General features: G+C 73.1%; 25 protein-coding genes. 4 read left to right on the top strand and 21 right to left on the bottom strand.

What is annotated here, in order from left to right; translation table 11 throughout:
* Positions 1–179: 179 nt before the first annotated feature.
* The 14 genes from OG439_RS08640 to OG439_RS08575 all read right to left on the bottom strand — a co-directional run bounded on the left by OG439_RS08640 (position 180) and on the right by OG439_RS08575 (position 15,516).
* A complete protein-coding gene (locus tag OG439_RS08640) occupies positions 180–905 on the bottom strand; it encodes a DsbA family protein (protein ID WP_326948843.1) in 726 nt (241 codons plus the stop codon).
* Between the two features lie 34 nt (positions 906–939).
* Positions 940–1,995, bottom strand: a complete 1,056-nt coding sequence (locus tag OG439_RS08635) for a serine hydrolase domain-containing protein (protein ID WP_326948842.1) — start codon at positions 1,993–1,995, stop codon at positions 940–942.
* Positions 1,989–2,582 carry a nitroreductase family protein gene (locus OG439_RS08630; RefSeq protein ID WP_326948841.1) on the bottom strand — a complete coding sequence of 198 codons (594 nt, stop codon included), beginning with the start codon at positions 2,580–2,582 and terminating at the stop codon, positions 1,989–1,991. Before OG439_RS08630 ends, OG439_RS08635 begins: the two co-directional genes overlap by 7 nt.
* Positions 2,569–3,114 carry a flavin reductase family protein gene (locus OG439_RS08625; protein ID WP_326948840.1) on the bottom strand — a complete coding sequence of 182 codons (546 nt, stop codon included), beginning with the start codon at positions 3,112–3,114 and terminating at the stop codon, positions 2,569–2,571. Before OG439_RS08625 ends, OG439_RS08630 begins: the two co-directional genes overlap by 14 nt.
* Positions 3,098–4,216 (bottom strand): HesA/MoeB/ThiF family protein, encoded by a 1,119-nt coding sequence (locus OG439_RS08620; RefSeq protein ID WP_326948839.1) that lies wholly within the window; start codon positions 4,214–4,216, stop codon positions 3,098–3,100. Before OG439_RS08620 ends, OG439_RS08625 begins: the two co-directional genes overlap by 17 nt.
* Positions 4,213–5,463: an aKG-HExxH-type peptide beta-hydroxylase gene (locus OG439_RS08615; protein ID WP_326948838.1), complete on the bottom strand. Its 1,251-nt coding sequence runs from the start codon at positions 5,461–5,463 to the stop codon at positions 4,213–4,215. Before OG439_RS08615 ends, OG439_RS08620 begins: the two co-directional genes overlap by 4 nt.
* Positions 5,460–6,752, bottom strand: coding sequence for an aKG-HExxH-type peptide beta-hydroxylase (locus OG439_RS08610; RefSeq protein ID WP_326948837.1), 1,293 nt, complete (start codon positions 6,750–6,752; stop codon positions 5,460–5,462). Before OG439_RS08610 ends, OG439_RS08615 begins: the two co-directional genes overlap by 4 nt.
* 5 nt (positions 6,753–6,757) lie before the next feature.
* Entirely contained in the window at positions 6,758–8,011 is a 1,254-nt protein-coding gene (locus tag OG439_RS08605; RefSeq protein WP_326948836.1) for an aKG-HExxH-type peptide beta-hydroxylase, read from the bottom strand.
* Entirely contained in the window at positions 8,008–9,345 is a 1,338-nt protein-coding gene (locus tag OG439_RS08600) for a tetratricopeptide repeat protein (RefSeq protein ID WP_326948835.1), read from the bottom strand. The genes OG439_RS08605 and OG439_RS08600 overlap by 4 nt, the downstream gene beginning before the upstream one ends.
* On the bottom strand, positions 9,342–10,697 hold the full coding sequence (locus tag OG439_RS08595) for a tetratricopeptide repeat protein (protein ID WP_326948834.1): 1,356 nt from the start codon (positions 10,695–10,697) through the stop codon (positions 9,342–9,344). Before OG439_RS08595 ends, OG439_RS08600 begins: the two co-directional genes overlap by 4 nt.
* Before the next feature lie 6 nt (positions 10,698–10,703).
* Positions 10,704–12,275, bottom strand: coding sequence for an NAD(P)/FAD-dependent oxidoreductase (locus OG439_RS08590; RefSeq protein WP_326948833.1), 1,572 nt, complete (start codon positions 12,273–12,275; stop codon positions 10,704–10,706).
* Entirely contained in the window at positions 12,272–13,993 is a 1,722-nt protein-coding gene (locus tag OG439_RS08585) for a S9 family peptidase (RefSeq protein WP_326948832.1), read from the bottom strand. The genes OG439_RS08590 and OG439_RS08585 overlap by 4 nt, the downstream gene beginning before the upstream one ends.
* A complete protein-coding gene (locus tag OG439_RS08580; RefSeq protein ID WP_326948831.1) occupies positions 13,990–15,243 on the bottom strand; it encodes an MFS transporter in 1,254 nt (417 codons plus the stop codon). Before OG439_RS08580 ends, OG439_RS08585 begins: the two co-directional genes overlap by 4 nt.
* Before the next feature lie 135 nt (positions 15,244–15,378).
* On the bottom strand, positions 15,379–15,516 hold the full coding sequence (locus tag OG439_RS08575; protein ID WP_247050999.1) for a hypothetical protein: 138 nt from the start codon (positions 15,514–15,516) through the stop codon (positions 15,379–15,381).
* Positions 15,517–15,646: 130 nt separating this feature from the next.
* Here OG439_RS08575 and OG439_RS08570 point away from each other — a divergent pair, with 130 nt between their 5' ends.
* Positions 15,647–16,246: an alpha/beta fold hydrolase gene (locus tag OG439_RS08570; protein WP_326948830.1), complete on the top strand. Its 600-nt coding sequence runs from the start codon at positions 15,647–15,649 to the stop codon at positions 16,244–16,246.
* On the opposite strand, the gene OG439_RS08565 is transcribed toward OG439_RS08570, so the two are convergent.
* Positions 16,224–16,814 (bottom strand): TetR/AcrR family transcriptional regulator, encoded by a 591-nt coding sequence (locus tag OG439_RS08565; RefSeq protein ID WP_326948829.1) that lies wholly within the window; start codon positions 16,812–16,814, stop codon positions 16,224–16,226. The genes OG439_RS08570 and OG439_RS08565 overlap by 23 nt on opposite strands.
* A 98-nt stretch (positions 16,815–16,912) precedes the next feature.
* On the opposite strand from OG439_RS08565, the gene OG439_RS08560 reads away from it, so the two are divergent.
* On the top strand, positions 16,913–17,284 hold the full coding sequence (locus OG439_RS08560) for an ester cyclase (RefSeq protein ID WP_326948828.1): 372 nt from the start codon (positions 16,913–16,915) through the stop codon (positions 17,282–17,284).
* A 61-nt stretch (positions 17,285–17,345) separates the two neighbouring features.
* Here OG439_RS08560 and OG439_RS08555 read toward each other — a convergent pair whose 3' ends face one another.
* The 3 genes from OG439_RS08555 to OG439_RS08545 form a co-directional block, all read right to left on the bottom strand.
* The gene (locus OG439_RS08555) at positions 17,346–18,368 is read right to left on the bottom strand and encodes a S1 family peptidase (RefSeq protein WP_326948827.1); all 1,023 of its coding nucleotides are present in this window, start codon (positions 18,366–18,368) and stop codon (positions 17,346–17,348) included.
* 300 nt (positions 18,369–18,668) lie between these two features.
* Positions 18,669–19,406: a hypothetical protein gene (locus OG439_RS08550; protein ID WP_326948826.1), complete on the bottom strand. Its 738-nt coding sequence runs from the start codon at positions 19,404–19,406 to the stop codon at positions 18,669–18,671.
* A gap of 123 nt (positions 19,407–19,529) precedes the next feature.
* Positions 19,530–19,949: a MarR family winged helix-turn-helix transcriptional regulator gene (locus OG439_RS08545; protein ID WP_326948825.1), complete on the bottom strand. Its 420-nt coding sequence runs from the start codon at positions 19,947–19,949 to the stop codon at positions 19,530–19,532.
* A gap of 56 nt (positions 19,950–20,005) precedes the next feature.
* On the opposite strand from OG439_RS08545, the gene OG439_RS08540 reads away from it, so the two are divergent.
* Both OG439_RS08540 and OG439_RS08535 read left to right on the top strand, forming a co-directional pair.
* Positions 20,006–20,524 (top strand): DUF6790 family protein, encoded by a 519-nt coding sequence (locus OG439_RS08540; RefSeq protein WP_326948824.1) that lies wholly within the window; start codon positions 20,006–20,008, stop codon positions 20,522–20,524.
* 20 nt (positions 20,525–20,544) lie between these two features.
* Positions 20,545–21,183, top strand: a complete 639-nt coding sequence (locus OG439_RS08535) for a TMEM175 family protein (protein WP_326948823.1) — start codon at positions 20,545–20,547, stop codon at positions 21,181–21,183.
* 4 nt (positions 21,184–21,187) lie between these two features.
* Here the strand turns inward: OG439_RS08535 and OG439_RS08530 are convergent, their stop codons facing one another.
* The 3 genes from OG439_RS08530 to OG439_RS08520 all read right to left on the bottom strand — a co-directional run bounded on the left by OG439_RS08530 (position 21,188) and on the right by OG439_RS08520 (position 23,929).
* Positions 21,188–22,639: an amidase gene (locus OG439_RS08530; protein ID WP_326948822.1), complete on the bottom strand. Its 1,452-nt coding sequence runs from the start codon at positions 22,637–22,639 to the stop codon at positions 21,188–21,190.
* A gap of 204 nt (positions 22,640–22,843) precedes the next feature.
* On the bottom strand, positions 22,844–23,452 hold the full coding sequence (locus tag OG439_RS08525; RefSeq protein ID WP_326948821.1) for a TetR/AcrR family transcriptional regulator: 609 nt from the start codon (positions 23,450–23,452) through the stop codon (positions 22,844–22,846).
* Between the two features lie 78 nt (positions 23,453–23,530).
* Positions 23,531–23,929, bottom strand: coding sequence for an STAS domain-containing protein (locus tag OG439_RS08520; protein ID WP_247050989.1), 399 nt, complete (start codon positions 23,927–23,929; stop codon positions 23,531–23,533).
* Positions 23,930–23,991 lie beyond the last annotated feature (62 nt).

The following is a 23,991-nucleotide window of genomic DNA, read 5'->3' as shown; positions in this document are numbered from 1 at the left end:
AAGAACCCCCAAAGTCGATCAGCCTGCTTGGATCCGGCTTACCAAGAACTCACAAGTAGATCAAGAGCTTTCAATCTTTGGTAAATGATTCGACGAGCGCCGCGAACGCCTGACCTGCGATTGCCGGAAATCGCCGATCCGGCCGGGCCGGTTCGACGATTTCGAGCGACCCGCGGGGCTCAGCTCGCGACCCCCAGGCTCGCCAGCCACCGCTCGTCGTCGGTGTCCAGCACGCGGGTGCCGACGGCGATGGTCGGCGTGCCGCGGAAGGCGCGCCCGTTGCCGTCCGGGCGGTCGACCTGGAACGCCGGCTCGGCCTTCACCTGCTCGAAGGCGGCTTCGACCTCGGCGAAGTGGGTTTGCCCGGTGACGCAGGCCGCGAACTCCGGCGCGGTGATCCCGAGGTCGTGCCCGATCGCGATCAGCTTCGGGTCGTCGAAGACCGGGGCCGCCTCCGGAGGCTGGTTGTGCATCAGCGTCTCGTGGTAGGAAACGAACCCGCCCTGATCGGCCGCGCACAACGCCGCGTTGGCCGCGCGCAGCGAATAGCGGTCGCTGTTCGGTTTCCGCTGCAGCATCGGCAGTTCGTGATAACGCACCTTGAGCCGGCCCGCGTCGAGTTCGGTCCGGATCCGCTCGGAATACTTCTTCTCGAATTCCGCGCAGTGCGGGCAGAGGAAATCCTCGTACACGTCGATCGTCACCGGCGCGGAATCCTTTCCCGCGGTGACGACGGCGTCCTGCCGGACGGCCGGATAACTCGCGGAAACGGATTGCGCGTGCACTTCCTGGGGCGTCCGGAAGAGCCACACGAGCGCGCCGGCCACCACGGCCAGCACAAGCACGCCGACAAAGATCAGGTTGGCTTTCCGGCGCCGGGAGCGGACCGAGGTGGTCGCGTCCATCAGCACTTCCTCTCTCTCGCGGGGGGACAACGGTTCACCGGGGGAACCCGGCGAGCACTCGGTCGGCGAACGCCCGGACGTCCGGCAGCGCCGTCTCCGACTTCGGCGTCACCGAGACCGATACGCAGCGGAAGGGGTCTTCGACGCACCGCACGACGGTCAGGTAGCCGCCGAAGCCACCGGTGCAGCCCCACGCCGGCCGCCCGTCGGGCAGGGCGCCGCGGAACAGCGCGAGCCCCCAGTCGCGTCCCTCGTCCGCGGGCACGGTGGTGGTCAGTTCCCGCAGTGCGCGGCGGGAGAGCAGACCGGCGGTGAAAAGCGCGGTGAAGAACCGGCACAGGTCGGCGGCGGTCGTGATCAGATCGCCGGAACCCCACGCCTTGGCCGGGTTCTGCACGGTGATGTCGATCGGCCGCCGCGCGCCACCCCGGCCGGGCCAGGCGTACCCGCGCAGGTGCGGCCCGGGAATGAAGGGCGACGTCCCGGGCAATACGCTCGCGCCGAGTCCGGCGGCCACGAGGATCCGGCCGAGCAGCGTTTCGTACCGCTCACCGGTAACCCGGTCGAGAAGCAGCGCGAGCACGAGGTAACCGGTGTTCGAATAACGCCATTCCGCCCCCGGCTCGAAATGGGCGGGCCGGGCCAGCGCCGCCTCGGCGAGCCGGCTCGGCGCCGTGGTCCGGAACCGCGCGGCGGTCAGCAGGTCGGCCGGGGTGACCGGCCGGACCTCGGTGGTGTCGACCAGGCCGCCGGTGTGGTTCAGCAGCTGCCGGACCGTCACGCGGGGGTGGTCGCGCAGCAGTTCCGGGAGGTACGAGCCGGCCGGGACGTCGAGTTCGACGCCGCCCGCGTCCACGAGCCGGAGGACGGCGACCGCGACGAACGCCTTCGTCAGGCTCCCCGCCCGGAAGAGGTGCTCCGGCGCCGCGGGCCGGCCGGTGGCCAGGTCCGCGGTCCCGGCGGCCGCGCTGTGACCCGTCACCCCGTCGGTCGCGTGCGCGACCGCGGCGGTCGCCGCCGTCGTCACGAGCGCGTCGAGCCCGGCGCGCAGCACGGCGTCCGGCGCCGCGGTCGTCAGCAGCGTCACCACTTTCCCCAGTGCACGACGTCTTCCAGGGGTTTGCGGGCGATCGCGGGCCGCCACGGCGGGTCCGGGTCGAGGCGGTAGTCGCGGTGCCCGATCGCGATCGCGCCGACCGGCGTGTACTCGGCGGGGATGCCGAAGCGTTCGCGGAACGAGTCCAGCACCGGCGGGAGGATGCCGAAGAACTTCGCGCCCAGCCCGGCGTCGACGGTCGCCAGCAGCGTCAGCAGCGCCGTGAACCCGGTGTCGATGTACCAGTACGGCACCGCCCACCGGTCCTCCGCGCGGTCGGTCCAGTTCTTGTCCGCCTGCGTGTAGCGGTCCAGGTACGCCTGCTTCGAGGCGAGCGGGACGACGATCAGCGGCGCGCGCTTGACCGGGTTGCCCTTCGCCGGGTCCTGTCCCAGCGCGAGCCAGAACTCCGCGCGTTCCTCCTCGGTCCGCAGCGCGAGCAGCGCGTAACCCTGGCTGAACCCGGCCGACGGCCCGCGGTTGGCCACGTCGAGCAGCCGCCGCACGGTCTCGTCGTCGAGCGGCTCGTCGGTGAACGAGCGCACCATCCGCCGTTTGCGGATCACGTCACGGAATTCCATGTGCTGAGCCCCTTTCCCGAGGCGTCGGGCCGCCGAGCCGGGCGTAGTCCCCGCGGAAGTGCACGAGGGGCGCGCGGTCGGCGGCGGAGGTGACGTCGAGGACGGCGGCGAGGACCACGTCGTGGTCGCCGCCCTCGACGGTCCGGGCGACCTCGCACTCGAGCCAGGCGAGGCCGCCGGTGAGCAAAGGGGCGCCGGTGTGCGGGCCGGTCCGGTGCGCGAGGCCGGTGAACTGCGCCGCGCCGTCCGGCCGGCCGCCGTCGGAGAACCGCCGGACGGCCGGGTGGTCGCGCTCGCCCAGGACGGTGAGGGCGAACCGCCCGGCGGCCCGCACGAGCAGCGCGGTGCGGCTCTCCCGGGCCAGGCAGACCAGCACCATCGGCGGCCGCAGCGACACCGACGTCAGGCTGCTGACGGCGGTCCCGTGCGACGCGCCCGCGTGGTGGACGCCGAGGACCGCCACCCCGGTCGCGAAGTTGCCCATCGCCCGGCGGAAGGCGACGGCGCCGACCCGGTCACGGGCGGGCAGCACCGGCGCCGTCCTGTCCGCCTTCGCCGTGGCACACCGGGCACTCCGGGTGCGGCGGCCGCGGCACGGTCACCGGCCCCGGGTCGACGCTGATCTCGACGACGGCGTTCGTCGTGGCCGGCGGGGCGTACCCGCTCAGGAAGCGGAAGATGTCGAGCGCCGCGGGCGCGCCGGCGAGCATCGCCAGGGAGCTGAGCGAGCCGGAGTTCCCCTTGGGCAGCCGCCTGCCGGCCTCGACGAGCCGCGGCATCTTGGGGTTGCGGTCGACCAGGGCGGCCCAGTCGCACATCTGGCAGCTGGTCCGGCCCGGCACGTAGAGCGGGCCGACCCGGGTGCCCGAGACGTTGATGTTGGGCACCCCGGCCTCCCGCCCGGCGCGCGCGGCCCACTCCCGGATCAGCCACGGCGGGGTGTCCGCGCACCCCACCAGCAGGTCCGCGCCCTTGATGAGCGGCACCAGCTCGTCCGGGCCGGCGATGTACCGGTCGTGGAGCTCGACGTCGGTGCGCGGCGCGAACCGCCGGACCGCGTCGCGCGCCGCCTCGACCTTGCGGCGCCCGACATCGCCTTCGGCGTAGAGGATCGAGCGGTTGAGGTTGGAGGCCTCCACGACGTCGCCGTCGATCAGGCGCAGCCGCCCGACACCCATGCACAGCAGGTTGTAGACCATCCAGCTGCCGAGGCCGCCGGTGCCGAGCACGACGACGTCGGACCCGATCAGCCGCCGGATGTAGTCGAAGCGGCTCGTCTCCGGCGTCTCGAACTCGGAGAAGAAGTCCACCAGCCGCGAGAGCCGCGCGAGATCGGCGGGGTCGATGTCGTCGGGTGTGTGCGGCTCTTCGAGGAAACCCAGCTCCCGCAACCGGTTCACGGCCGCCTCGGCCGCAGCGGCGGCCGCCGGGCCGAACCGGGCGGCGAGCCGGCCGGACAGCACCTCAGGCTCGGCGCCCTCCGCCAGCCGGGCGAGCAGCTCCTCCACGGCCTCGTCGAACGGGGCCAGCACGTGCACCCGCTTCCCGAGGCGCAGGATGACGCGCTCGCCGTCGCTCACCAGCTGCGTCCGGGCCCGCAGCCGGACCATCGTTTCCGTGCCGACCGCCGTCATGTGCCTTCTCCTTCCGCGCGGGCCCCGCTCACGCGGCCGCTCGCCGGGCTCGCCGCGTGCGCGGCGGCCTCTTCCAGCAGTTCGGTCCCCGCCTCGCTGAGCGCCCCCGACGTCGCCAGGGTGTCCTGCGCTTCGCGGAACTCGGCGTGGCATTCGTGGCCGCGTTCGGCGAACCGCTCGTCGCCCGTCACCGCCGCCGCGCGGGCCATCACGACCGCGACCCGGGCCAGGACGAATGCCGCGTGGTAGACGCCGGCGGCCGGGCGGGCGTCCTTGCGCAGCGGCGACGACAGCAGCCGGTGCTGCCCGCCCTCGGCGAAGAACCGCGTGCGCACCGACAGCACGTACAGCCGGGTGTGCGCGGCCTCGTGCACGAGCCGTTCCGCGGTGAAGCGGACCGGATCGGGCACGTCGTCGTCCGACACGGCCCGGAGGAAGATCGCGCCGAGGTGCGACAGCGACGTCCACCCCTCCATCAGGGCGCTGGTGAACGGCACGACCAGCCGGACGTGGGTGGTCAGCTCGGCCAGGCAGTCCGGCCAGGCGCGGCCGATCAGCCCGGCGGCGCGGGAGAACACCGCCTCGACGCGGGTCGCGTCGGGCACCGGGCGGATGTCGCGCGGCGGGTACGGCGGTGGCGACGGCGTGGCGTTGACCCCGGCGAGCACCTCCTCGACCCACGGGTCGGTCGCGTCCAGCTCCACCGGGGTGCCCGCGAGCACCGGCCTGCGGGACTCCCCGAGCCCGGCGGCGGCGAGGATCCCGGCCGGGAACGTCTCGGTGACGCCGTCGCGTTCGACGCGCAGCTCGCCGCCTTCCCGCGACACGACCACCGACGGGTCGGTGCCCGGCCGCACCACGAGATGCCGCGGCAGCCCGGGAACGCGCAGCTGGTCGCCGCGCACGAGCGGTACCCGGACGCGCGCGAAGTCGTCCCGCGCGAGCAGGGCGGGGGCCAGCAGCAGCCGCGGCAGGCTGTCCAGCCACGCCGAGATCCGGTCGCCGGCGCCGATCTTCACCCGGGCGTCCAATGTGGACCGCCAGTGCCGGAACAGCGGGTGCAGCACGGCGGCGCGCAACGCCGCCGGGTCGGCCGCCTCGACCAGGGCCCGCGCGGCCGCCAGCGGCCCGTCCGGCTCGGCACCGCCGGCGTTCAGCACGGCGGTCAGCGACCGGAGAGCCGCGTCACCGCAGGCCAGCAGCGCGGGATCGTCGGGCTGCCGCGCCGGGACGAAGGCGGCCGTCACCGCTCCTCCCCCGGGCCGGCCTCGACCGGGGTCCGCGCTTCCGCGGCGAACTGGTCGAGCAGGGTCCGCCCGAGCGGGGTGAACCCGACGTTGTTGATCTCGAGCACCTGCAACGCGGCTTCGACGTCGGCCACGACCTCGATCCGCCGCCGCGCGTACCGCTGTTCGCCGGTCAGCCGGTGGGCGTACCGCAGGAACCGCGCGACCCTGGCGAAGACGAAGACCCCTTGCACGATCCCGATGAGCGGCCGCGGGTCGCGCCGCCACGGCGACTCGACGAGCGTGTCGCCACTGCCGTGGAAGACCGGGTCCTGCTCCATGATCATGCACAGCCGCACGTGGCTGTGCTCGTGCAGCAGGTGCTCGGCGGTGTACATCAGGTCCGAGAACGGGTGCCGGCACTCCCCCATGAACACCGCGCCGGGGAACGCCGCCTCGGCGAACGTCGAGTAGGACCGGCTCACGAACGGCACCAGCAGCCGGGTGTAGCCGAGCAGCTCGGCGCCCGCGGCGGGCCAGGCGCGCGAGATCAGCGCGCAGGCCGCGGCGAGGTGGTCGAGCGTCTCCGGTGCCACCACCGGCATCGCGGCGAGGTCGCGGGGCGGGTAGCCGGCCATCGGCGGCCGGGCGTTCATCGACGCGTACAGGTCGCCGACGAACGGGTCGGTGCCGTCCACCTCGATCGCGGTGCCCGGGATCAGCGGCCGCTCGGCGACCGGCGAGCCACCGCCGGGCGCGACCTCGCCGAGCAGCTCGGCGACCGGGACGTGGATGTCGCACCCCGGCCCCCGCACGTTCAGCCGGTCACCGTCCACAGTGGCGTGGACCGGGCCGTCCGGGGTGCCGACGGGCAGCAGCACGTGCCGGAGGTGACCGGGGAACCGGAGCTGGCCGCCCCGGGCCCGCAGCTCGACCCCGCCGCCGGGGACCAGTCCGTGCCGGGCCGCGGGCAGCAGCACGAACCGCCCGACGTCGGGCATGGCTTCCAGGAGCGCGGCCCGCTGGCCGGCCACGCTCCGCTCGTACTGCTTGACCAGCCAGTACATGTAGTAGGGGTGGGACTCGACGGCGGCCCGCTCGGCGGCGGGCAACCCCTTCAGCGCGTCGGCCGCGAACCGCAGCGGGGCCAGCTCGCCGGGTGTGAGGACCGTCGCCAGGCGCGTCGCGATGCGGTCGAGAGCACCGTCCAACCGGGACAGGACGAACCGGCGGCTGAGGTCGTTCTCGACGGTGCTGACGGCGAGGTCCGCGACGCCGTCGGCCAGGGGCGTGTCTTCCAGGGTGGTCATGACGCTCAGAACTCCTCGTAGATCTTGGGTTCGTCGGGGGCGGCGGCGCCGTAGGCCGCGGCGAGGTCGGTGATGTGCGCGTCGGCTTCGTCGAGCAGCGCGGCGCCGTCGGGGGTGAGCCGGACGTCCCGGCGCAGCGTGCCGAGCGCGAGCCGCACCTGCGTGACCAGCACCGGGATCCGCTCCGCGTAGCCGAGATCGCCGTCCAGCCGGTGCACCCGGTCGAGGGCGCGCGCGGCGCGGGTCACCACGAACGCGCCGTGGTAGAGCCCCATGATCGGGCGCAGCCCGGCGCGGAACGGCGACGGCACCCGGTCGGCGGCGTCGTGGTCGTAGAGCTTCGTGCGCGCCATCACCAGGTTGAGCCGCAGGTGGCTGGTCTCGTGGACCAGCCGCTCCACGTCCTGGACGTCGTCGTGGACGGTGGTGCGTAGGAACACAGCGCCCTGCCAGCCGACGTTGGTGAAGGCCGCGCGCACCTGACTGGAGAACGGCGCGACGAGCCGGACGTAGTCCTCGAACTCGCGCCGCATCTCCGGCCACGCCCGGCCGAGCCGGTCCACGGCACCGCCCAGCCAGGTCTGCGCGGCGACGTCCGCCGCCGCCGGTGCGAGGTCGTCGCGGCTGCGTCCCGGCGAGGGCGCGGTGACGTTCTCGACCTCGAAGAACTCCCCGACCCACGGGTCGGACGAGTCGAGTTCCACGGCCGTGCCGGGGATGGCCGGGCGCAGCACACCGGGGCCGGGGCGATGCTCGTCCAGCAGCTCGGCCACCGGCACGGCGTCGTGCCCGGTGAGCACCAGCTCGCCGTTCGTGGCCCGGGCCCGCAGCGCACCGGACGCCTCGACGCGCAGGTGCCGTCGATGGCCGGGGAACCGCAGCTCCCCGGCACGCGGTGGCGGCAGGGCCAGGTCGACGTCGCCCCGGCGCAGCAGCGGGATGAGCAGGAAGCGGGACAGCTCGGGGACCAGCGACGTCACTTCGGCGGCCCGGCCCGCAGCCACCGCCTGGGACAACCGGCTCCACCAGTACGAGTAGTACGGGTGGAGCGCGATGTCCGTCCATTCCGGACGGTCCAGCTCCGCGGCCAGCCGGGCGCCGCGCTCCAGGAGAGCGGCTTCGGCGGCCGGGAGGCGGGAGCCGAGCAGGCCGGCGAAGCGGCCGAGCCCGGCGAGCCGGAACTCCGCGAACCGGGCGACCGACGCGTCGCTCTCCTTCGGCACCGGCGAAAACGGCACGGTGGGACTGATGGTGGTCATGCTCGGGCCCCCTGTCGGACGGTCGTGGACGACGGAACCGGCGCGGCCGGGCCGGCCAGCCGGTGGTGCAGCACGTGGAGCCGGTCGCGCGCCCAGCCGGCGAGGAACCGCTGGCCGGTCCGGTCCGCGACGCCGTGCAGCCGGTGCAGCGCGGTGATGCCCAGCGGCTCCGCGGCGACGGAGTTCGCGTAGGCCTGCGCCGCCTGGTCGAGGTCGCCCAGCGCCTCGTGGCAGCGACCCGTGCAGTACCAGGCGGTTCCGGTGAAGGGCGCGCCCAGCACGGCCGCGGTCCGGTAGGCGTCCAGCGCGTCCGGCGTCCGGCCGTCGTCCCAGTGCACGGCCCCGAGCTGCAGCCACGCCCGGGGTTCCCGCGGGTCGTGCGCGGTCAGTGCGGTGGCGGCGGCGAGCGCGGTCTCACGGTCCCCGCGCGCGACCGCGGCGTTGGTGATCGTCTCGAGGACGGCGTAGCGGTTCTCGTCGGCCAGCACCAGCGGCACCCCGGGCGCTCCGGTGACGTCGACGGCGTGGGCCTCGGCCTGCTTGAGCATCGCCGCCACGGCGTCGTGGTCCCCGCGCACGAACGGGCCGAAACTGGCCGCGCGCAAGGTGATGCTCGCCATCAGGAGGTCGCGCGGGCTCCCCTCGGCGTGCTGCGCGGCCGCTTCGGCGAGCACCCGGTCCGACCACTCGACGGTGGCCTCGCGGTCGCGGGTGGCCCGGCCGTAGTGGATGGCCAGGTTGACCGCCACGGCGAGCCGCACGCGCGGGGACGCCGGCGTCTGCTCCAAGACGGCCAGTGTGCGCGGTACCAGGTCGTGGACGGACTCGCCGAGCTTGGACCGCGCGCCGATGATCCGCAGCTCGCTCAGCGCGGTGAACTCGCCGGGCGGGCCGAGGCGGTCCCCGAGCGCCACGGCCGCGTCGAACAAGCACAGCTTGTACAGCGCGCAGATCACCTGGTAGCGCCGGAACGCGCCCAGCTCGTCCCACGCGTCCACGGCGTCGCACAGCGCCTGCCAGTGCGGGCTCCGCGCGGTTTCGGGCAGCTCGCCCGGCCAGGTGACGTCGTAGCTCGCGAGGCCGGTCTCGCGGATCAGCGCCGTCCGCAGGGACCGTTTCGTGTTGCCCTGGGGCGCGATCCAGCCGTCGGCCTCGGGCTCCGGTCCGGCGACGCTCTCCCCCACGTAGGCCGCGGCCTTCGCGTTGACCGGTCCGCCGGGCCCGCCGAGGTCGAGGAACGGGCGGAGCAGGTGGCCCGAGAGCGTCCCGGTCTCCGGGGTGACGAGGTCGTGCTCCTCGAGGAACTGCGTCGCGGTCAGCACTCGCTGTCTCATCGTGCCTGCTCCTTCGCCGTCGTGCGGGCGGGCGCCTTCAGCCGGGTGGTGATCTCCCCCAGCGAGCCGCCGGCCCAGGCGGGCAACGCCGCGAGCCCGCCGTCCGCCGCCCCGGCCAGTTCGTGGATGCGCAGCCGGGCGTCCACACTGGCCGGGTCCGCGCGCACGGCTTCGGCGTAGGCCCGCAACGCGCCCGCGTGGTCGCCGAGCCGGTCCAGGCAGCGGGCCGTCAGGTACCAGGACAGGCCGGTGAACGGCGCGCCCAGCGTGATCGCCCGCCGCAGCTCGGGGAGCGCTTTCTCGGGCGCGCCGTCGTCGAGGTGGAACTTGCCGACGTGGATGCGCACCTTCGCGCTGAGCGGTTCGAGCTCGGCGAGCTGGGACAGGCGCGCCCACCCGCCGTCGCGGTCGCCGGTGTCGAGCGCGGCCCGCATCCGGGTCTCCAGCAGCGGGTTCATGTTGGCGGCCCAGACCATCCGCTCGGTGCTGTCCCGGGGCCGGAACGCCAGCGCGTGGTGCTCGGCGGCGTCGAGCTCCTCCGTGGTCCGCACGCGGTCACCGAGCAGGTGCGGCAGGTAGCACACGGCGCGCCAGAACGTGCTGGCGTACAACACGTCCGGCAGCCCGGCTCCGGGATCGAGCAGGACGTACTGGGATTCGGCGACCTCGCGCCAGTGCCGGACTTCCTCGACGTCCCGTCGCTTGGCCGCCAGGACCACCAGGGTGAGGGCGGCGCCGAGCCGGACGTACCGGTCGCCCCGGTCGTTCTCCGCGGCCTGCCGCAGGGTCGCCGCGTTCACCCGCTCGGTGTCGGCCGAGGGATCGATGCGCAGCCGGGCGATGGCGAGCTGCATGCTCAGCGCCGTCGCGACGCCGTCGCCGCTGTCGACGTCCCCGATCCGGCCGGTGAACAGCTCCACGGTCTCGCCGAACAGGCCCAGCGTGTTCAGCAGCGTCGCGAGCCGCAGCCGCTGGCCCAGCGGCAGCAGCCGGGCCCGCGTCCACTCGACGAGCTGCCGCCACCGGTCGGTGCGCAGCCGCTCGGGCAGCTCCCGCGCCCGGGTGATCCCGTAGGCCGGCAGGCCGCTTTCGCGCACGAGCGCGGTCCGCAGGCCGCGCCCGGGGTGGGTCTGGATCATCAGCCGGGGCGCGTCCGGCGCGGCGAGCTGGCGGAACGCGACCTCGACCGACGTCGTCTCGCTGGGCCCGTCGACGAACTCGCTCAGGTCCAGGTACGGCCGGAGCAGGTACGCGCTGAGCGGGCCGCCCACGTCGTCGAGCCCCAGCTCGCGCGCCGGGACGTCCGCGACGCCCAGCTGGGCGCGCTCGAGCACGATGTGCTTGTGGTGCATCGGAACTCACCTCTCCGCCGGGAGCAGGCCGGCCCCGGCCGCGCGGAAGATGCCCGCCTTCACCAGCGCCCCGGCCAGCAGGGCCAGGTGCTGCCGGCGGGCACCGTCCGATGTGGACGCTTCGAGTAGGCTGCGGAGATCGCGCCGGCCGTCGACCGCCGCGAGCAGCCGCTGCCCCGGCGTGCCGCCGGAGAAGTCGATTTCGTGCGTGCGACGCCGTCGGTGCGCCACGCGCGTCGCCGGTACCAGCCGGCCACCCGCCCGGGTCCAGTCCTGGCGCAGCTCGACCTCGTCGGCGAACGACAGCACCGTGTGCTCGGGCAGACGGGTGGGCGGGAGCGCCGAGGTGAACTCGGGCAGCAGCCGGCGCACCGCCGCCGGGAGCCGGATCGAGCCGTCCGCCTCCGCCTTGGCGAACAGCTCGACGCTGCCGGCCCCGATGTGGCGCAGCAGTTCCTCCGCCTGGCCGTCGGTCAGGTGCTCGAGCGAGCGGGCCCGCCAGAACCGGGTGTCGCCGGGGTGGGCCGCGTAGAGCAGCTTGGTCATTTCGGTGGTGCGGCGGTAGTGCCCGCGGACGCGCTCGTCGTACCACTTCGCCGCGCCGTCCTCGGGCAGGTCGCCCGCCAGCACCGACGCGATGCCCGCCGCGGCCAGCGAGGCCGAGTAGAGCGTCGCGTTGATGCCGGTGGAGAACAGCGGGTCGACGAACGCGGCGGTGTCGCCGACGAGCAGGTAGCCGTCGGTCCACAGTGGAGTCGCCACGGTGTGGTTGGTGTAGCGGAGCAGCCGCGGTTTCCGCGCCATGGTCGCGTTCGCCAGCAGGCGCCGGACGAGCTGGGAACTGGCGATCTGCCGGGTGAACACCTCGGCGGGCGCGCCGGTGATGTCCTCGGCGTCGCCGACGAAGCCGACGCCGGTCTGGCCGTCCGCGAACGGGATGAACCAGATCCAGCCGTCCGCGCAGGCTTCGCTGATGACGTCGGCGGTGTGCGGCGCGTCCGGGCGCAGCGCGTCGTCCCAGTAGACGGTGACCGCCGCCCGCTGCGGACCGAACAGGTCCATCGGCAGGCCCAGGCGTTTCGGCAGGAACTGGAACAGGCCGCTGGCGTCGACGACGTAGCGCGCCCGCACCTCGAAGGTCGTGCCGCCGGCTTCCTGGGCGAGCAGCCCGGTCATCCGGCCGGTGTCGTCCCACCTCGGCTGCCGCGCCCAGGTCTCGGTGCGGACGTCGACGCCGGCGTCCCGCGCGTTGTCGAGCAGGAGCTGGTCGAAGTGCTCGCGCTGCACCTGGAACGCGAAGCCGGGCCGCGGCATCTCCAGGCTGATCAGCGACGGCGAGGCGCCCCAGACCCAGAGCGAGCCGAGCTTGCGGTTGAACTGCTCCAGCTGCGGCAGCACGCCGAGCTCCTCGAGGACCGGCATCGACGCGGCCAGCAGCGACTCGCCGATGTGCCAGCGCGGGAACCGGGTGCCCTCCAGCACCAGCACCCGCGCGCCGGCCCGGGCGAGGAACGTCGCCGTCGTCGAGCCGCCGGGTCCGCCGCCGATCACGACGACGTCGTAGTCCAGGGTCGTCATGCCAGCACCCGCCCCAGGAAGTCCCGCGCGGCGGCGGCATAGCGGGCGGCGTTGCGCCGGATGCGGAAGCTGTGGTCGTCGTTCGCCAGCAGCACCCATTCGTGCCCGGCGCCGTCGAGGCGGGCGAACATCGCCTCGGCGTCCCCGGCGGGCACCTGCTTGTCGCGTTCGCCGTGCACCGACAGGACCGGGCAGCGGGAGGGCAGCGCGGCGGCCGGGTCACCGGCCCAGGCCCGGTCCGCGAACGCCGCAGCCGCGAAGCGGTGCACCTCCGGGTCGCCGCTGCCGGCCAGCACCGCCGGGTGCAGGTAGCCGCTCGTCGTGATCACACCGGCGACCTCCGGCAGCGCCAGCGACGCGCGGTAGGCGATGAACGCGCCGTGGCTGTGGCCGGCCAGGACGATCCGGCCGGGCTGGGCGAGGCCGAGCCGGATCAGGGCCGCGACGCTGTCGGCGACGTCCTCGACTTCGCGGACGCCGTGCTCGGTGACCGGCACCGGGGGCACCGGCCAGCCGGTGAACGTCGTGCCGCGGGTTTCCAGCAGCACCACGCGGTAACCGGCGCCGAGCAGGTCGAGCAGGACCGGGTTCCAGCCGTTGCGCCAGCAGGATGCGGGTCCGCCGTGCAGCATCACGACCGTCCCCCGGTCCGGGATCCACGGCTCGTAGGCGAGCGCGGGCAGGTCGAAGCCTTCCCGGCTGGGCAAGCGGACCACGGACGGCGAGACCGGCCGGGACACCGTCGCCGGCGGGGTCACCGGTAGCGCATCGGTGGCGCCCGGGCGCCACCGCCGCACCGCGGGCGGGTGGTCCGGGCCGAGCACGCGGAAGTAGCAGTCGTCGCCGTGCCACTGCGGCGCTTCGGCGCAGGTGCCCGCCGGGGCCGGCACCTCGGTCAGCGTCCGGGACGGCAGATCGTGGACGTGGAGCCGGGTGACGGGCCAGTCGTGGGCGGCGAAGGCCAGCTTGGTCCCGTCGCCGTTCCACACCGGCACGTCGGTCGGCGCGGGCCCGTCGAGGACCTCCATGGTGCCGGCGACCAGGTCGATCAGCCGGGCTTCGGTGGCCCGCCGCCGCCGGACGAGCACGACGACCGACCGGCCGTCCGGGCTCCAGCGCGCCCGGGCCGGCGCCGCGCTGCGGTTGCCGGCGAGCAGAGTGGTGACCACGCCGTGGTCGAGCACCACGATGTCCTGGCCGGTCCCGGACGCGACGGTCAGCACGATCCGGCCGTCCGGCGCGACGTCGGGCACCGGGTCCGGCCACCGCGGCGAGGCCGGCAGGCGCCACAGGGTCTCGGGACGTGCTCCCGGCGTCACGGCGACCCGGGCGAGCACCGGGCCGTCGGCGGCCTGCCAGGTGGTGACGACGTGGTCCGGGCCGGCCCAGGCGACCCCGCAGGGCTGGCGCGGGGCTTCGATCGCCGTCCGCACCGGCGTTTCCCCGGGGACGGCGGTGAACAGGACGAACCGGTTGTCCTCGTCGGCCAGCTGCGCCCAGAAGGCGATCCGCCGCGGCCCGCCGGAGAGGCCGGCCTGGTCGATGCTCGGCAGGGTGTTCGCCGGTTCGGGCGGGCTATCCGGACCTGACACGGTGTGGACGCGCGGGCCGTCGGCGGTGCTCCACGCGACCGCCACCCGGCCGTCGCCGGTCACCGCGAAGGATTCGGCCCAGCCGGTCTCGAGGAACAGCGCGCCGGGGCGGGTTGAGGTCGTCACTGCAAGCTCCTTACCGCGCGGGACGAAACGATGGCGGCGCCCCCGGCGAAGAAGGTCGCGGCGATGATCACCACGGCCCAGCGGGGTTCCAGCAGCGCGCCCAGCCAGCCGAAGAACAGCGGGCCCAGCGGCATCAGCCACTGCACGAAGGACGTCAGGGTGCCGAACGCCCGGCCGCGGAACTGTCTGTCCACATTGGTCTGGACCCAGGAGGACAGGGCGATCTGGCTCGCGCCGGCCGGCAGGCCCATCAGCAGGAACGCGGCGGTGCCGACGACGGGGTCGGGGACGAGCACGAAGAGCCCGAGCATGACGCCCTGGGAGAGGTGGTTGACCGCGAGCACCGGCCCCCGCCGGCGCCGCAGCCCGGTGTGCGCGAACACCCAGGCCCCCAGCACCCGGCCGATCGCGTTGGCGGCCAGCAGCGCGCCGAACAGCCAGCTCGCGGTGTACTTCGCCGCGGACAGGTAGGACGGGAGCAGGAAGACCAGCGAGTAGGCCGCGGCCTCCATGAAGGGGAAGACGGTGAACTGCCGCCGGAGCACCTCGTTGCCGAAGATGTACCGCAGTCCTTCCCGGACGTCGGCGAGGAGGTTGCGGCGCGGGCGCGGTGGTTCCGGCGGCGGCGCGAGGGCCGGCGTCCCGGGTCCGGGAAGCGCTCTCCGGACGTAGAAGACCGCGACCGCGGACACCGCGAACGTGCCCGCGTCGAACCAGAGGAACCCGCTCATGCCGACGAACGGGTACAGCGCCCCGGCCAGCGCGGGGCCGACGACGCCGACGACGTTGATGGTCGTCAGGAACAGCGCGTCGAACTTGATCATCCGGTCCCGGTCGGGGAACAGGTCGGGCAGCCACGACTGCAGCGCCGGGGTGAAGCAGACACCGGACGCCGCCAGCACCGCGGCGCCGGCCAGCAGCGCCGGCAGGCCGGGTCCGTTGCCGAGGAAGAGCACGGCGAACGCCGCCACCACGGCGAACCGGACGACGTCGGTCACGATCATCAGGCCCGGGCGGTTGAAGCGGTCGATCACGACGCCGCCGAACATGCCCAGCAGGGCCACCGGCAGCGCCATCGCCGTGCCGAGCAGGGCGGCCGGGCCGATGCCGCCGTCCGTGGTGGCGTTCCAGGTCAGGCCGACCCGGTAGAAGCTGTCCCCGAGCAGGGACACCGCGAGGCCGAGCCACAGTGCGGTCGTGACTCCGGCCGCGACCGTGCGCTTCGGCGCGTCAACTGCAGGCGACGACATCCGTGGTCCTTTCCTGGGTGGGGCGTCGAAGACTGGGTGCGCCCGTCGCGATCGCGACGGGCGCACCCGCTGGGAAAACGTCACTCCGGTGCGGAGCCGGACCCCGCGGCGCGAGCCGGGAGGTCACTCACCGGGTCACGCGCCGTAGCAGTACTCACACAGGGAGAGCACACCGAACTCGTCGAGGAGTTCCTGCTCGCTCACGTCGAGGCTGAACGTGGCGTCCTTCGGAGCCTCGACCTTGGCCTGCACGGTGGTGGTTGCCGACATCATCTTCACCTCCTCTCGTCTGACGGGAGGAAGGTTCGCGCGCCGCCCTTTCCGTCCGCCAAAGATTCACCAACCGGCTACCAACGGCCGGGTTTTCCGGTTGACTGGCGGAGGCCGACCCGAAGGAGCGCGCGTGAACGTCCTGCTGGTCCACGGCGGACTGCACGAAGACATGGACGCCCGGCGATTCTGGGGAAGCACCGGCGTCGTCAGCGGTCTGGAGCAGCGAGGACTGCGCGTCCACGCCCCTGACCGCCTCGCCGGCGCCCGCAGCTGGCAGTCCGAAGCGGACCACCTGACGCCGGTGCTTCCTGACGAACCGGTCGTGGTGGTCGCCGGGTCCAACGGCTGCTCGGCCGCCGTCCGGCTGGCCCTCACGCACCCGGGGCGGGTCAGCCGGCTGCTCCTCGCCTGGCCGGCCACCGCCGGGGACACCTCGATCGACGACCGCGTCCGCGAGCGCGTCACCGACCCGGCGATCGCCGCCGAGCTGCTGCGGGGCGAGACGCTGCGCGGGGTCCTCGACGGCGAGCTGGCGGGCCTGCGCGTGCCGACCGGCGTGCTCCCGTCGGCGCCGCACAACCCGGTGCACCAGCGCCGGACGGTGGACGCGCTGCTGCGGCTGCTGCCCGACGCGCGGGAGCTACCCGGCTTCCCCGAACCCGTGCGGCCCGGGTTCGCCGATCACCAGGACGCCTTCCTCGGCACGATCACGGCGTTCGCCGGGGCCTGACCTCCCCGGGCCGCCGGCCGACGCCGTCGAGGACGAACCCGAGGAGGCGGCGGGCGTCGCCGGGGTCGCCGCCGCCGGCGTGCGCGACCGCCGCGACGAGCGCCATCAGCTCGGCCGCACGCAGATCCGGGTGCGCGGTCCCGGCGGCCTGCGCGTCGTGCAGCAACGGGACGGCCGCGTCGTCGGTCATGCGATGCCATTCGGCGAGCTGCGGCGCTCCACTGCCGGCACCGAGGTGGTGGGCGTCGACGAAGGCGTCCCGCAGGCCCCGGCTGCCGCTGATGTGGTCGACCACCGCGCGCAGCCACACCGGCAACGCCGCGCCGGCCGGTTCGGCGGCGCGCATCTGTTCGGCCAGCACACAAAGCGCGCCGATGCGCGCTTCGTAGACGGCGTCGATCAGCTGCTGCCGCGTCGGGAAGTGGCGGTAGAGCGTCGCGTTGCCGACGCCGGCGGCGCGGGCGATGTCGTCCAGGGACGCGCCCGCGCCGCGGGTGTTGAAGGCGCTTTCGGCGGCCGCCAGCAGGTTCCGGCGGTTGCGCTGGGCGTCGGCGCGGGGCTCGGGCATCGGACACCTCTTGCCGATCCGGGGACAGTCCCCGTATCGTACCGGCAGCGTACCGGGGACAGTCCCCGTTACCTGCTTCCCGTGAGGAGACCGAGCCGATGACCCCACCGTCGAGCCCCGCCGAGGTGAACCGGGCGATCCTCGCCGCCCGCGCCGCGGGCGACCTGGACACCGCGTTGAGCTACATCGCGCCCGAATCGCGGGACCAGGGCCACCGCGTCACCCACGCGGACTGGCGGCGGAAGTGGGAGGGCCTGCTGGCCGGGGTTCCGGACTTCGACGTCGTCGTCGAGGCCGACGTCGAGAACGGCGAGTGGGTCGCCCACCGCTACACCGTCCGCGGCACCCACACCGGCGACTTCTTCGGCAGGCCACCGACCGGTGACCGGTTCGAGGTCGCGGGCATGGACATGATCCGGGTGGTCGACGGCCGCCTGGTCGAGCACTGGATGGTCGCCGAACCGTTCTGAGCCGAGCGATCGCGCCGCCGCCTCCTCTTCGGAGACGGCGCCGCGATCAGTTCGGCGTGGGTCAGGCCAGAGTGAGGCCGTAGGACGAAAGCTCACGGGTCAGCGGGTAGAAGTAGCTGACGGTCGTGTTCCCGCCGGACAGGGTGCCGAGGCCCTTGGAACCGTCGTAGGCCGGGCCGCCGGAGTCACCGTGGTCGGTGTGGGCGGTGGTCCCGAACTCGTGGTTGAGCACACCGACGTCGAAGTTGACCGACTGGTCGACCGACGTCACCTGGCCGGTGCCGCCACCGGTGGTCGAGCCCTGCTTGGAGATGCGCTCGCCGACCCGCGGCGCGGCCGCGCTGGTGATGGTCTGGCCGGTGTTGATGCGGCCGGGACCGGAGCCGTTCGGCCGGGTCAGCAGACCGGAGTCCGCGCCGGGGCAGTCACTCCGGACGACCCGCGCGCCGCTGACGTCGCCGCCGGACCAGGTGCCGCCGAGGTTGGTGCAGTGCCCGGCGGTGAGCAGGTACGGGGTGCTGCCGCTCTTGACGTTGAACCCGAGCGAGCAGCGCGCGCTGCTGTTCTGGATGGCGTCGCCGTCGGCGATGTACAGCTCGAGCTTGCCGGTCTTGTACTCGACGCGGGCGCTGTCGCCGTACTGCTTGGCGGCGGTGGCGACCTTGTCCGCGGTCGCCTTGGTGGCGGCCGAGAAGATCGTCACGACGACCTGGTTGGTGGAAGTGTCGATGCCCCAAGAGGTTTGCGGCACGTTGCGCACGTTGTCGAGGGCGTTCTTGACCCCGGTCAGCGCGGCGAAGGTGTGGGTGACCTTCTTGGCGGTGAGACCGGCCGCTTCGACTTTTTGCGCACCGGCGTCGTCCAGGACGTTGACGATCGCCTTGCCGTTGTCGAGGTAATACCCGCCCGACGCGGCACCGAGCGCACCGGTCACCTGGTCGGCCTGGGTCATGGCATTGCCCTGGGCAAGGGTGAAAGCAGCCTCGGCCGACAACGGCGCGGCGTGGGCAGCCGGAACGCAGAGCGCACAGGCCAGGGCGGCCGAGGCGAATGCGGTGAAGCCGGCGAGTTTCCGGGAAGTCATCAAAATCCTCCGGGTCGTCTTTGGGGGGAAGACTGGCGTGAGGGGTACTTGCCACGGTGGAACACTGCGTGACGATCCAGCTTCCGCGGGTGATACACCACCGACGAAGGTTTGTTTTCAACCGAAAGCCCACTTGGAAAACGGACAAACGAGAGTTTAGTCGAGTAATCCACCAGCGATTGTCCGGCGAGATCACCGGACCACTCCGTCGCGCGGTCGCTTCCCGGCAACCCCGGACGTGGCACCATCCCGGGTCGCACTTTCCTGCCGCTGCCGCAGTGCGGGCCGCAGGCAATGCGCTCAGCGATCCGAGAGCCCCGAGTCGGGAAGCGCGGGATCCAGCTCCGTCCGGGGCCATGACTCCGGCGCGGGACCGAACGCGCGTCGGGCGGCCCGGACGGCCAGGGCTGCGACAGTGGCGTTGGCGCCACCGCCGATCACCGCGCCGATGCCGAACGGAGCCACCCGGCCGAGCACGATGATGCCCTGCTTGGTGCCGTACTTGGTGACGAAGTTCTTGCCCAGGACGCCGTTGATCTGTTTCAACGCCGTCGAGGGCACCTTGCTGACCAGCTGGCGGGCCCAGTGCTGGCCGGTGCGCTCGGCGGCCTTGCCGACGATGGTCGAGGAACCCGACTGGCCGAGCAGGATCCCCATGACCAGCGTCCGCCGGCGTTCGATCTCGTCCAGCGGAACGCCGTGGACCTCGGCGACCGAGAGCACGAACAGGGCGCTCAGTTCGAGCGAAGAGAAGGCCTCGCCCGCCGACAACGCCAGTGCGATCCCGGTGCCGACGGCGGGTGCGGCCGCGGTGGCCCCGACCGCGGCCCCGCTGCCCGCCAGGGTGCTGACGTACATCCGCTCCAGAGTGCGCACGACCTCCGCCGGCGTCGCCTCCGGGTTGCGCTGACGGGCCCGGGCGATGTTCTTGCGCACCAGCGGAGTCTGCATGCCGATGGCCTTGTCCAGCAGCGCAAGGACCGGTTGCCCCGGCCCGCTCGACGCCGGGACCGGTCCTTCGAGGGCATCAGAGGCCACAGCGAGCTCCTTCGCGTCGTCAAGTTGCCGCACAGTCTCGCACCCGCGCGGCCGGAGCCCACCGATCCCCACGCCCGCCGCGTCACGTGCCGGAGTCGCGCGGGGTTTCGCGCCGATACGTCGTCAGTCGGATTCGAGGATTTCCGCCAGCCGGAGCGTGTCTTCCAGGTAGCGCTCGTAAGGGAACCCCGCGGCGACAAGCCCAGCGCGGAACTCGTCGTAAAGCGGCTTCCCGTTGACCTGGAATGCCTTCCGGCCCGTCTCGGTAAGCGTGACCAGCCGCCGACGCGCGTGGGCGGGGTCGACGACCACCTGCACCAGGCCGTCCGCCTCCAGGGACCGCAGTGCCCGGCTGATCGCCGGGTCCGAGACCGACATCGCCTGCGCCAGCCGGTGCTGGGTTGCCGGCTCGATGGCCTCCAGGGTGCCGAGCAGCCGGATCTGGCTGTAGGTCAGGCCGTCCTGGCCATCGGTGCGCCGCCGGGCCGCGTCGCCCAGGAGCATGACCACTCGGTGCAGCAAGTCTGCGAGTCCTTCGTCCACGTGGTCAGCCTAACAGAGTGTTGACTAGTTAATGTTAACCATGCAAGATTCACGGCATGGACAACTTCGGTTACCTCGCCCAGTCAGCCTTTCCCCTGGTCTGGATCCTGGTCCCGGCCATCGGCGCCTACGTCCGCGGCCGCCACGCCGCCTCCGCCCGGGAGCGGCTTGAGATCTGGCAGCGCTGGTGGGCCATCGGCGCCTTCGGCATCGGCAGCCTGTGGATGACGGTCGCGTTCCTCGCCTTCCCGGACGTGATGGCCACCGCGATCGGCTTTCCCCGCACGCCGTTCCTGTTCGAGATCGCCTTCGCCAACCTCGGGCTGGCCATCATGGGCTTCCGCGCCGCTTCGGCGTCGGCGCGCGAGCGCATCACCATCGGCCTCGGCGCCGGCATGTTCCTGTGGGGCGCGCTCGTCGGCCACGTCTACCAGTGGTTCGCGAACGGCGACCACGCCCCCGGCAACACCGGCGGCGTCCTCGTCAACGACCTGCTGATCCCGGCGGTCATGATCGTGCTCGCCGTGCGGTCCCAGCGCCTGGCCGTCACGCCCTCGCCGACCGTCGCCGCCTGAACCCGCGGGAGCCGACCACCGTGGGAACCCAGCACAGCGAGAGCGAGACCGGCGAAGCACGCACGGCCGCCGCCGACCGGCTCACCACGTTCGTCGACGCGGTGATCGCGATCGCCCTCACCCTGCTCGCCCTGGAACTGCCCGTCCCCACCGGCGACACCACCGACGCCATGCTGAGCTCGGCGTTGGCCCACGGCAAGGAGTACCTGGCCTTCGCGCTCAGCTTCACGGTGATCGCCGCCCACTGGCGCGCCCACCACGAGATCTTCCGCTACGTCGGCTCGCTGAGCCCCCGCCTGACCAGCCTCACCCTGGTGTGGCTGTTCATGCAGGTCGTGATGCCGTTCGCCACCCGGGTGCTCACCGCCGACGGCGCCTTCCCGCCCCGGTTCAGCTTCTACGCGCTCGTCCAGGTCTTCGCGTCCGCGACGTTCGCGCTGATCATCCGGGAGATCCGGCGCGAACGCCTGTACCGCACGGACGTCGCGCCGCCGGAGTTCGCCCAGAGCCTGGTGCGCAGCATCTGCCTGGCCGCCGTCTTCGGGCTGTCCGTTCCCCTCTCGTTCCTGATCACCGGCACCGGCGCGTACCTGTGCTGGCTCGCGGCGCCGCTCGTGCTCGCCGCCGCCCGCCGCGTCCAGAGCCGCGCCGTCCGGTGACGCCCTACTCCGGCTTCCGGAAGCCGCCGATCTCCCGCTCCAGCAGTTCGGCCAGCCGCAGCGGCGTGCGGTCCTCGAACATCGGGCCGATGAGCTGCACCCCGACCGGCAGGCCCTCGGGAGACCGGCCCGCGGGGACGGCGGTGGCGGGCAACCCGGGCATGGTCGCCAGGCCCGCCCAGACGAGCTGGTCGAAGTACGGGTACTCGACGCCGTCGACGTCGACGCGCCGGTCCAGCGGATTCGGGTGGTGGTCGTGCGGGAACGCGGGTGTCGGCGTGATCGGGCACACCACGGCGTCGAACTCGGCGAACAGCCGCCGCCAGCCGTGGCGGTGGACCTCGCGGCGGTTGCTCGCCACCAGCCAGTCGCCGTGGCTGAGCACCATGGCGCGCAGCCGCACGGAGTCCAGGCTCCGGTCGTCCGCGCTCAGTCCGGCGACGCGGGTCCGCAGCTGCTCGAGCGTTTCGACGGGAAACCGCGCGGGCGAACCCGAAATCAGCAGCTGCATGTAGAGCGTCGCGGCTTCGGTCAGATCGGGCAGCAGCGGGCTGTGCCGGGCGACGCGGGCGCCGCCGTCGACGAGCGCGGCCGCCACCCGATCCACGCCCGCCCGCACGGCGGACCCGGTCGCGATGAGCGGGTGCTCGTCGAGGACCAGGACCCGGAAGTCGCCGAGCCGCTCGTGGCGGGCGGGCGGCAGGGCCAGCCGGTGGGCCACGCCGGACGTCAGCGGGTCCGGTCCGGCCATGACGTCGAGCAGGAGCGCGAGGTCGCGGGCGGTGCGCGCCATCGGACCGACGACGGCGAGGTCGAGGTCGGCCGGCAACGCCGGCTCGACCGGCGGGACCATCCCGCGACTGGCCGCCAGTCCGAGCGACGGCTTGTGCGCGTAGACGCCGCAGAAGTGCGCGGGAGTGCGCAGCGAGCCGGCGATGTCGGAGCCGATGGACAGCGCGCCGAACCCGGACGCCAGCGCCGCCGCCGACCCGCCGGAGGACCCGCCCGCCGTGCGGCCGCGATCCCACGGGTTGGTGGTGGTGCCGTAGATCTCGTTGAAGCTCTGGATGTCCTGCAGCCCCAACGGCACATTGGTCTTGCCGAGCACCACCGCGCCCGCGGCCTTGAGCCGCGACACCTGGACCGCGTCCTCGCCCGGCACGTGGTCCCGGTGCGGCGGCATGCCCCAGGTCGTGGGCAGCCCGGCGATGTTGTACGACTCCTTGACCGTCACCGGAACGCCGAGCAGCGGCCGGTCCTCCCCCCGCGCGCGGGCTTGGTCGGCCCGGCGTGCGGCCGCCCGCGCACGGTCGAAGTCCGGCACGCAGATCGCGTTGATCACCTCGTCGTCACGCTCGATGCGGGCGATGGCCTCGTCGGTCAGTTCCACCGACGTCACCGCACCGGCACACAACGCGGCAACGAGTTCTTCGGCCGGTTGAAAGCTCCATTCCATGAATTCGAAGCTATCGACCTGTCACCGAAGACACGAAATTCCGGTTCACGCAACGGGGGCTCACCTCGTTCCACCATCAAAGGTGGCCCATCGCAGGTCACAGGGCCAAAAGGGGGAAACGCAACCCGCTCAGGCCATCAAATGCCGCATCACGCAACAGGATGGATGTCTCAATTCCCGGCCGCCGGCCATTGATGTTCCCGATCACCCATGGGAATGGGACCGGCGCTGGAGCAGCGGCAGCAGGATGTCGTCGACGATGTGCTCGACGAAGCTCCGGTCGCTGGGCTCCCCCACGACCACGAGCCGGTGCACGATGAGCGCCGGGACGATCTCGGCGAACAGCTTGTCCGCGCCGGGGACGAGGTGGTCGCCCCGCGCGCCGTCGAAGGGCCGCTCGGTCATCGCCGCTTCGTCGCGCCGCAGGATCCGCCGCATCTTCGCCGCCAGGTCCGGATCGCCACGCATGCCGGCGAACAGCGCGCCGAGCAGCCCGACCTCCTGCTCGGCGATCTGCTCGGCCAGCCATCCCACGGTCCGCACCAGGTCCTGCCGCAGATCACCGGTCCCGGTCGCGGGCGGCGCACTCGCCGCGCGGTGCTCGACCGCCGCGGCCACCAGCGCGGCCTTGCCGGCGTAGCGCCGGTAGATCGTGGGTTTGCCCACGCCGGCTTCGGCCGCGACCGCCTCGATGGACAGCTGGTCGTAGCCGACCTCGACCAGCAGCCTCAGTGTCGCGTCGAGGATCGCCAGGTCCAGGCCGGTGTCACGCGGCCTGCCCCGAGCGGGCCGCGCGTCGCGGGCACCGGGCACACCCACCTCCCATTTACGAAACGAAACCGGTTCGTAATGAAATGTGGTCCCACCGCAGCGAGGCGGGAGCGCGAGCAGTTACCCGGCAGCGTCTTGGAGTCCGGCGGCGAGCAGTTCCCGCAGCGCGTCGGACAGCGACGCGAACATCGGGACACCCGCGGCCAGGCCGGTGATGCGGAACAGCCGTGCGAGCGTGCGGCTGCTCGCCACCAGCCCGAAATGACGCCCTTCGGCCCCGGCGCGTTCGGCGGCCGCCGCCAGGGCGCGGGCGCCGGCGAGGCCGACGAACGCGATCTGGGTGAGGTCCACCAGCGTCGTACCCGGTGGGGTGTCGCGCAGCTCGCGCTCCAGGATCGGGACGGTCAGGGCGTCGATCTCCCCGGCGAAGGTCAGGATCAGCAGGCCGGGACGGTACTCCGTCCGGCGCGCCGCGAGGGGGCGCGGGCCGGAGACGGGGATCGGTGGCTGAGGGGACACGGGTTCGGCAGGCCTTCCGCGCCGGCGGGCCGGCGTCGCGGGGAAGTGATCAAGGACGGGAA

The organism is Amycolatopsis sp. NBC_01307 (assembly GCF_035975215.1).
Taxonomy (GTDB): domain Bacteria; phylum Actinomycetota; class Actinomycetes; order Mycobacteriales; family Pseudonocardiaceae; genus Amycolatopsis.
This window is presented reverse-complemented; position numbering and strand designations above follow the sequence as displayed.

Coding starts and splice junctions, on each gene's coding strand:
- OG439_RS08580 (WP_326948831.1), bottom strand. CDS start 15,243: ATGTCGTCGCCTGCAGTTGACGCGCCGAAGCGCACGGTCGCGGCCGGA.
- OG439_RS08620 (WP_326948839.1), bottom strand. CDS start 4,216: ATGACGGCGGTCGGCACGGAAACGATGGTCCGGCTGCGGGCCCGGACG.
- OG439_RS08640 (WP_326948843.1), bottom strand. CDS start 905: ATGGACGCGACCACCTCGGTCCGCTCCCGGCGCCGGAAAGCCAACCTG.
- OG439_RS08605 (WP_326948836.1), bottom strand. CDS start 8,011: ATGACCACCATCAGTCCCACCGTGCCGTTTTCGCCGGTGCCGAAGGAG.
- OG439_RS08530 (WP_326948822.1), bottom strand. CDS start 22,639: ATGGAATGGAGCTTTCAACCGGCCGAAGAACTCGTTGCCGCGTTGTGT.
- OG439_RS08565 (WP_326948829.1), bottom strand. CDS start 16,814: ATGCCCGAGCCCCGCGCCGACGCCCAGCGCAACCGCCGGAACCTGCTG.
- OG439_RS08600 (WP_326948835.1), bottom strand. CDS start 9,345: ATGAGACAGCGAGTGCTGACCGCGACGCAGTTCCTCGAGGAGCACGAC.
- OG439_RS08630 (WP_326948841.1), bottom strand. CDS start 2,582: ATGGAATTCCGTGACGTGATCCGCAAACGGCGGATGGTGCGCTCGTTC.
- OG439_RS08575 (WP_247050999.1), bottom strand. CDS start 15,516: ATGATGTCGGCAACCACCACCGTGCAGGCCAAGGTCGAGGCTCCGAAG.
- OG439_RS08560 (WP_326948828.1), top strand. CDS start 16,913: ATGACCCCACCGTCGAGCCCCGCCGAGGTGAACCGGGCGATCCTCGCC.
- OG439_RS08590 (WP_326948833.1), bottom strand. CDS start 12,275: ATGACGACCCTGGACTACGACGTCGTCGTGATCGGCGGCGGACCCGGC.
- OG439_RS08540 (WP_326948824.1), top strand. CDS start 20,006: ATGGACAACTTCGGTTACCTCGCCCAGTCAGCCTTTCCCCTGGTCTGG.
- OG439_RS08555 (WP_326948827.1), bottom strand. CDS start 18,368: ATGACTTCCCGGAAACTCGCCGGCTTCACCGCATTCGCCTCGGCCGCC.
- OG439_RS08595 (WP_326948834.1), bottom strand. CDS start 10,697: ATGCACCACAAGCACATCGTGCTCGAGCGCGCCCAGCTGGGCGTCGCG.
- OG439_RS08610 (WP_326948837.1), bottom strand. CDS start 6,752: ATGACCACCCTGGAAGACACGCCCCTGGCCGACGGCGTCGCGGACCTC.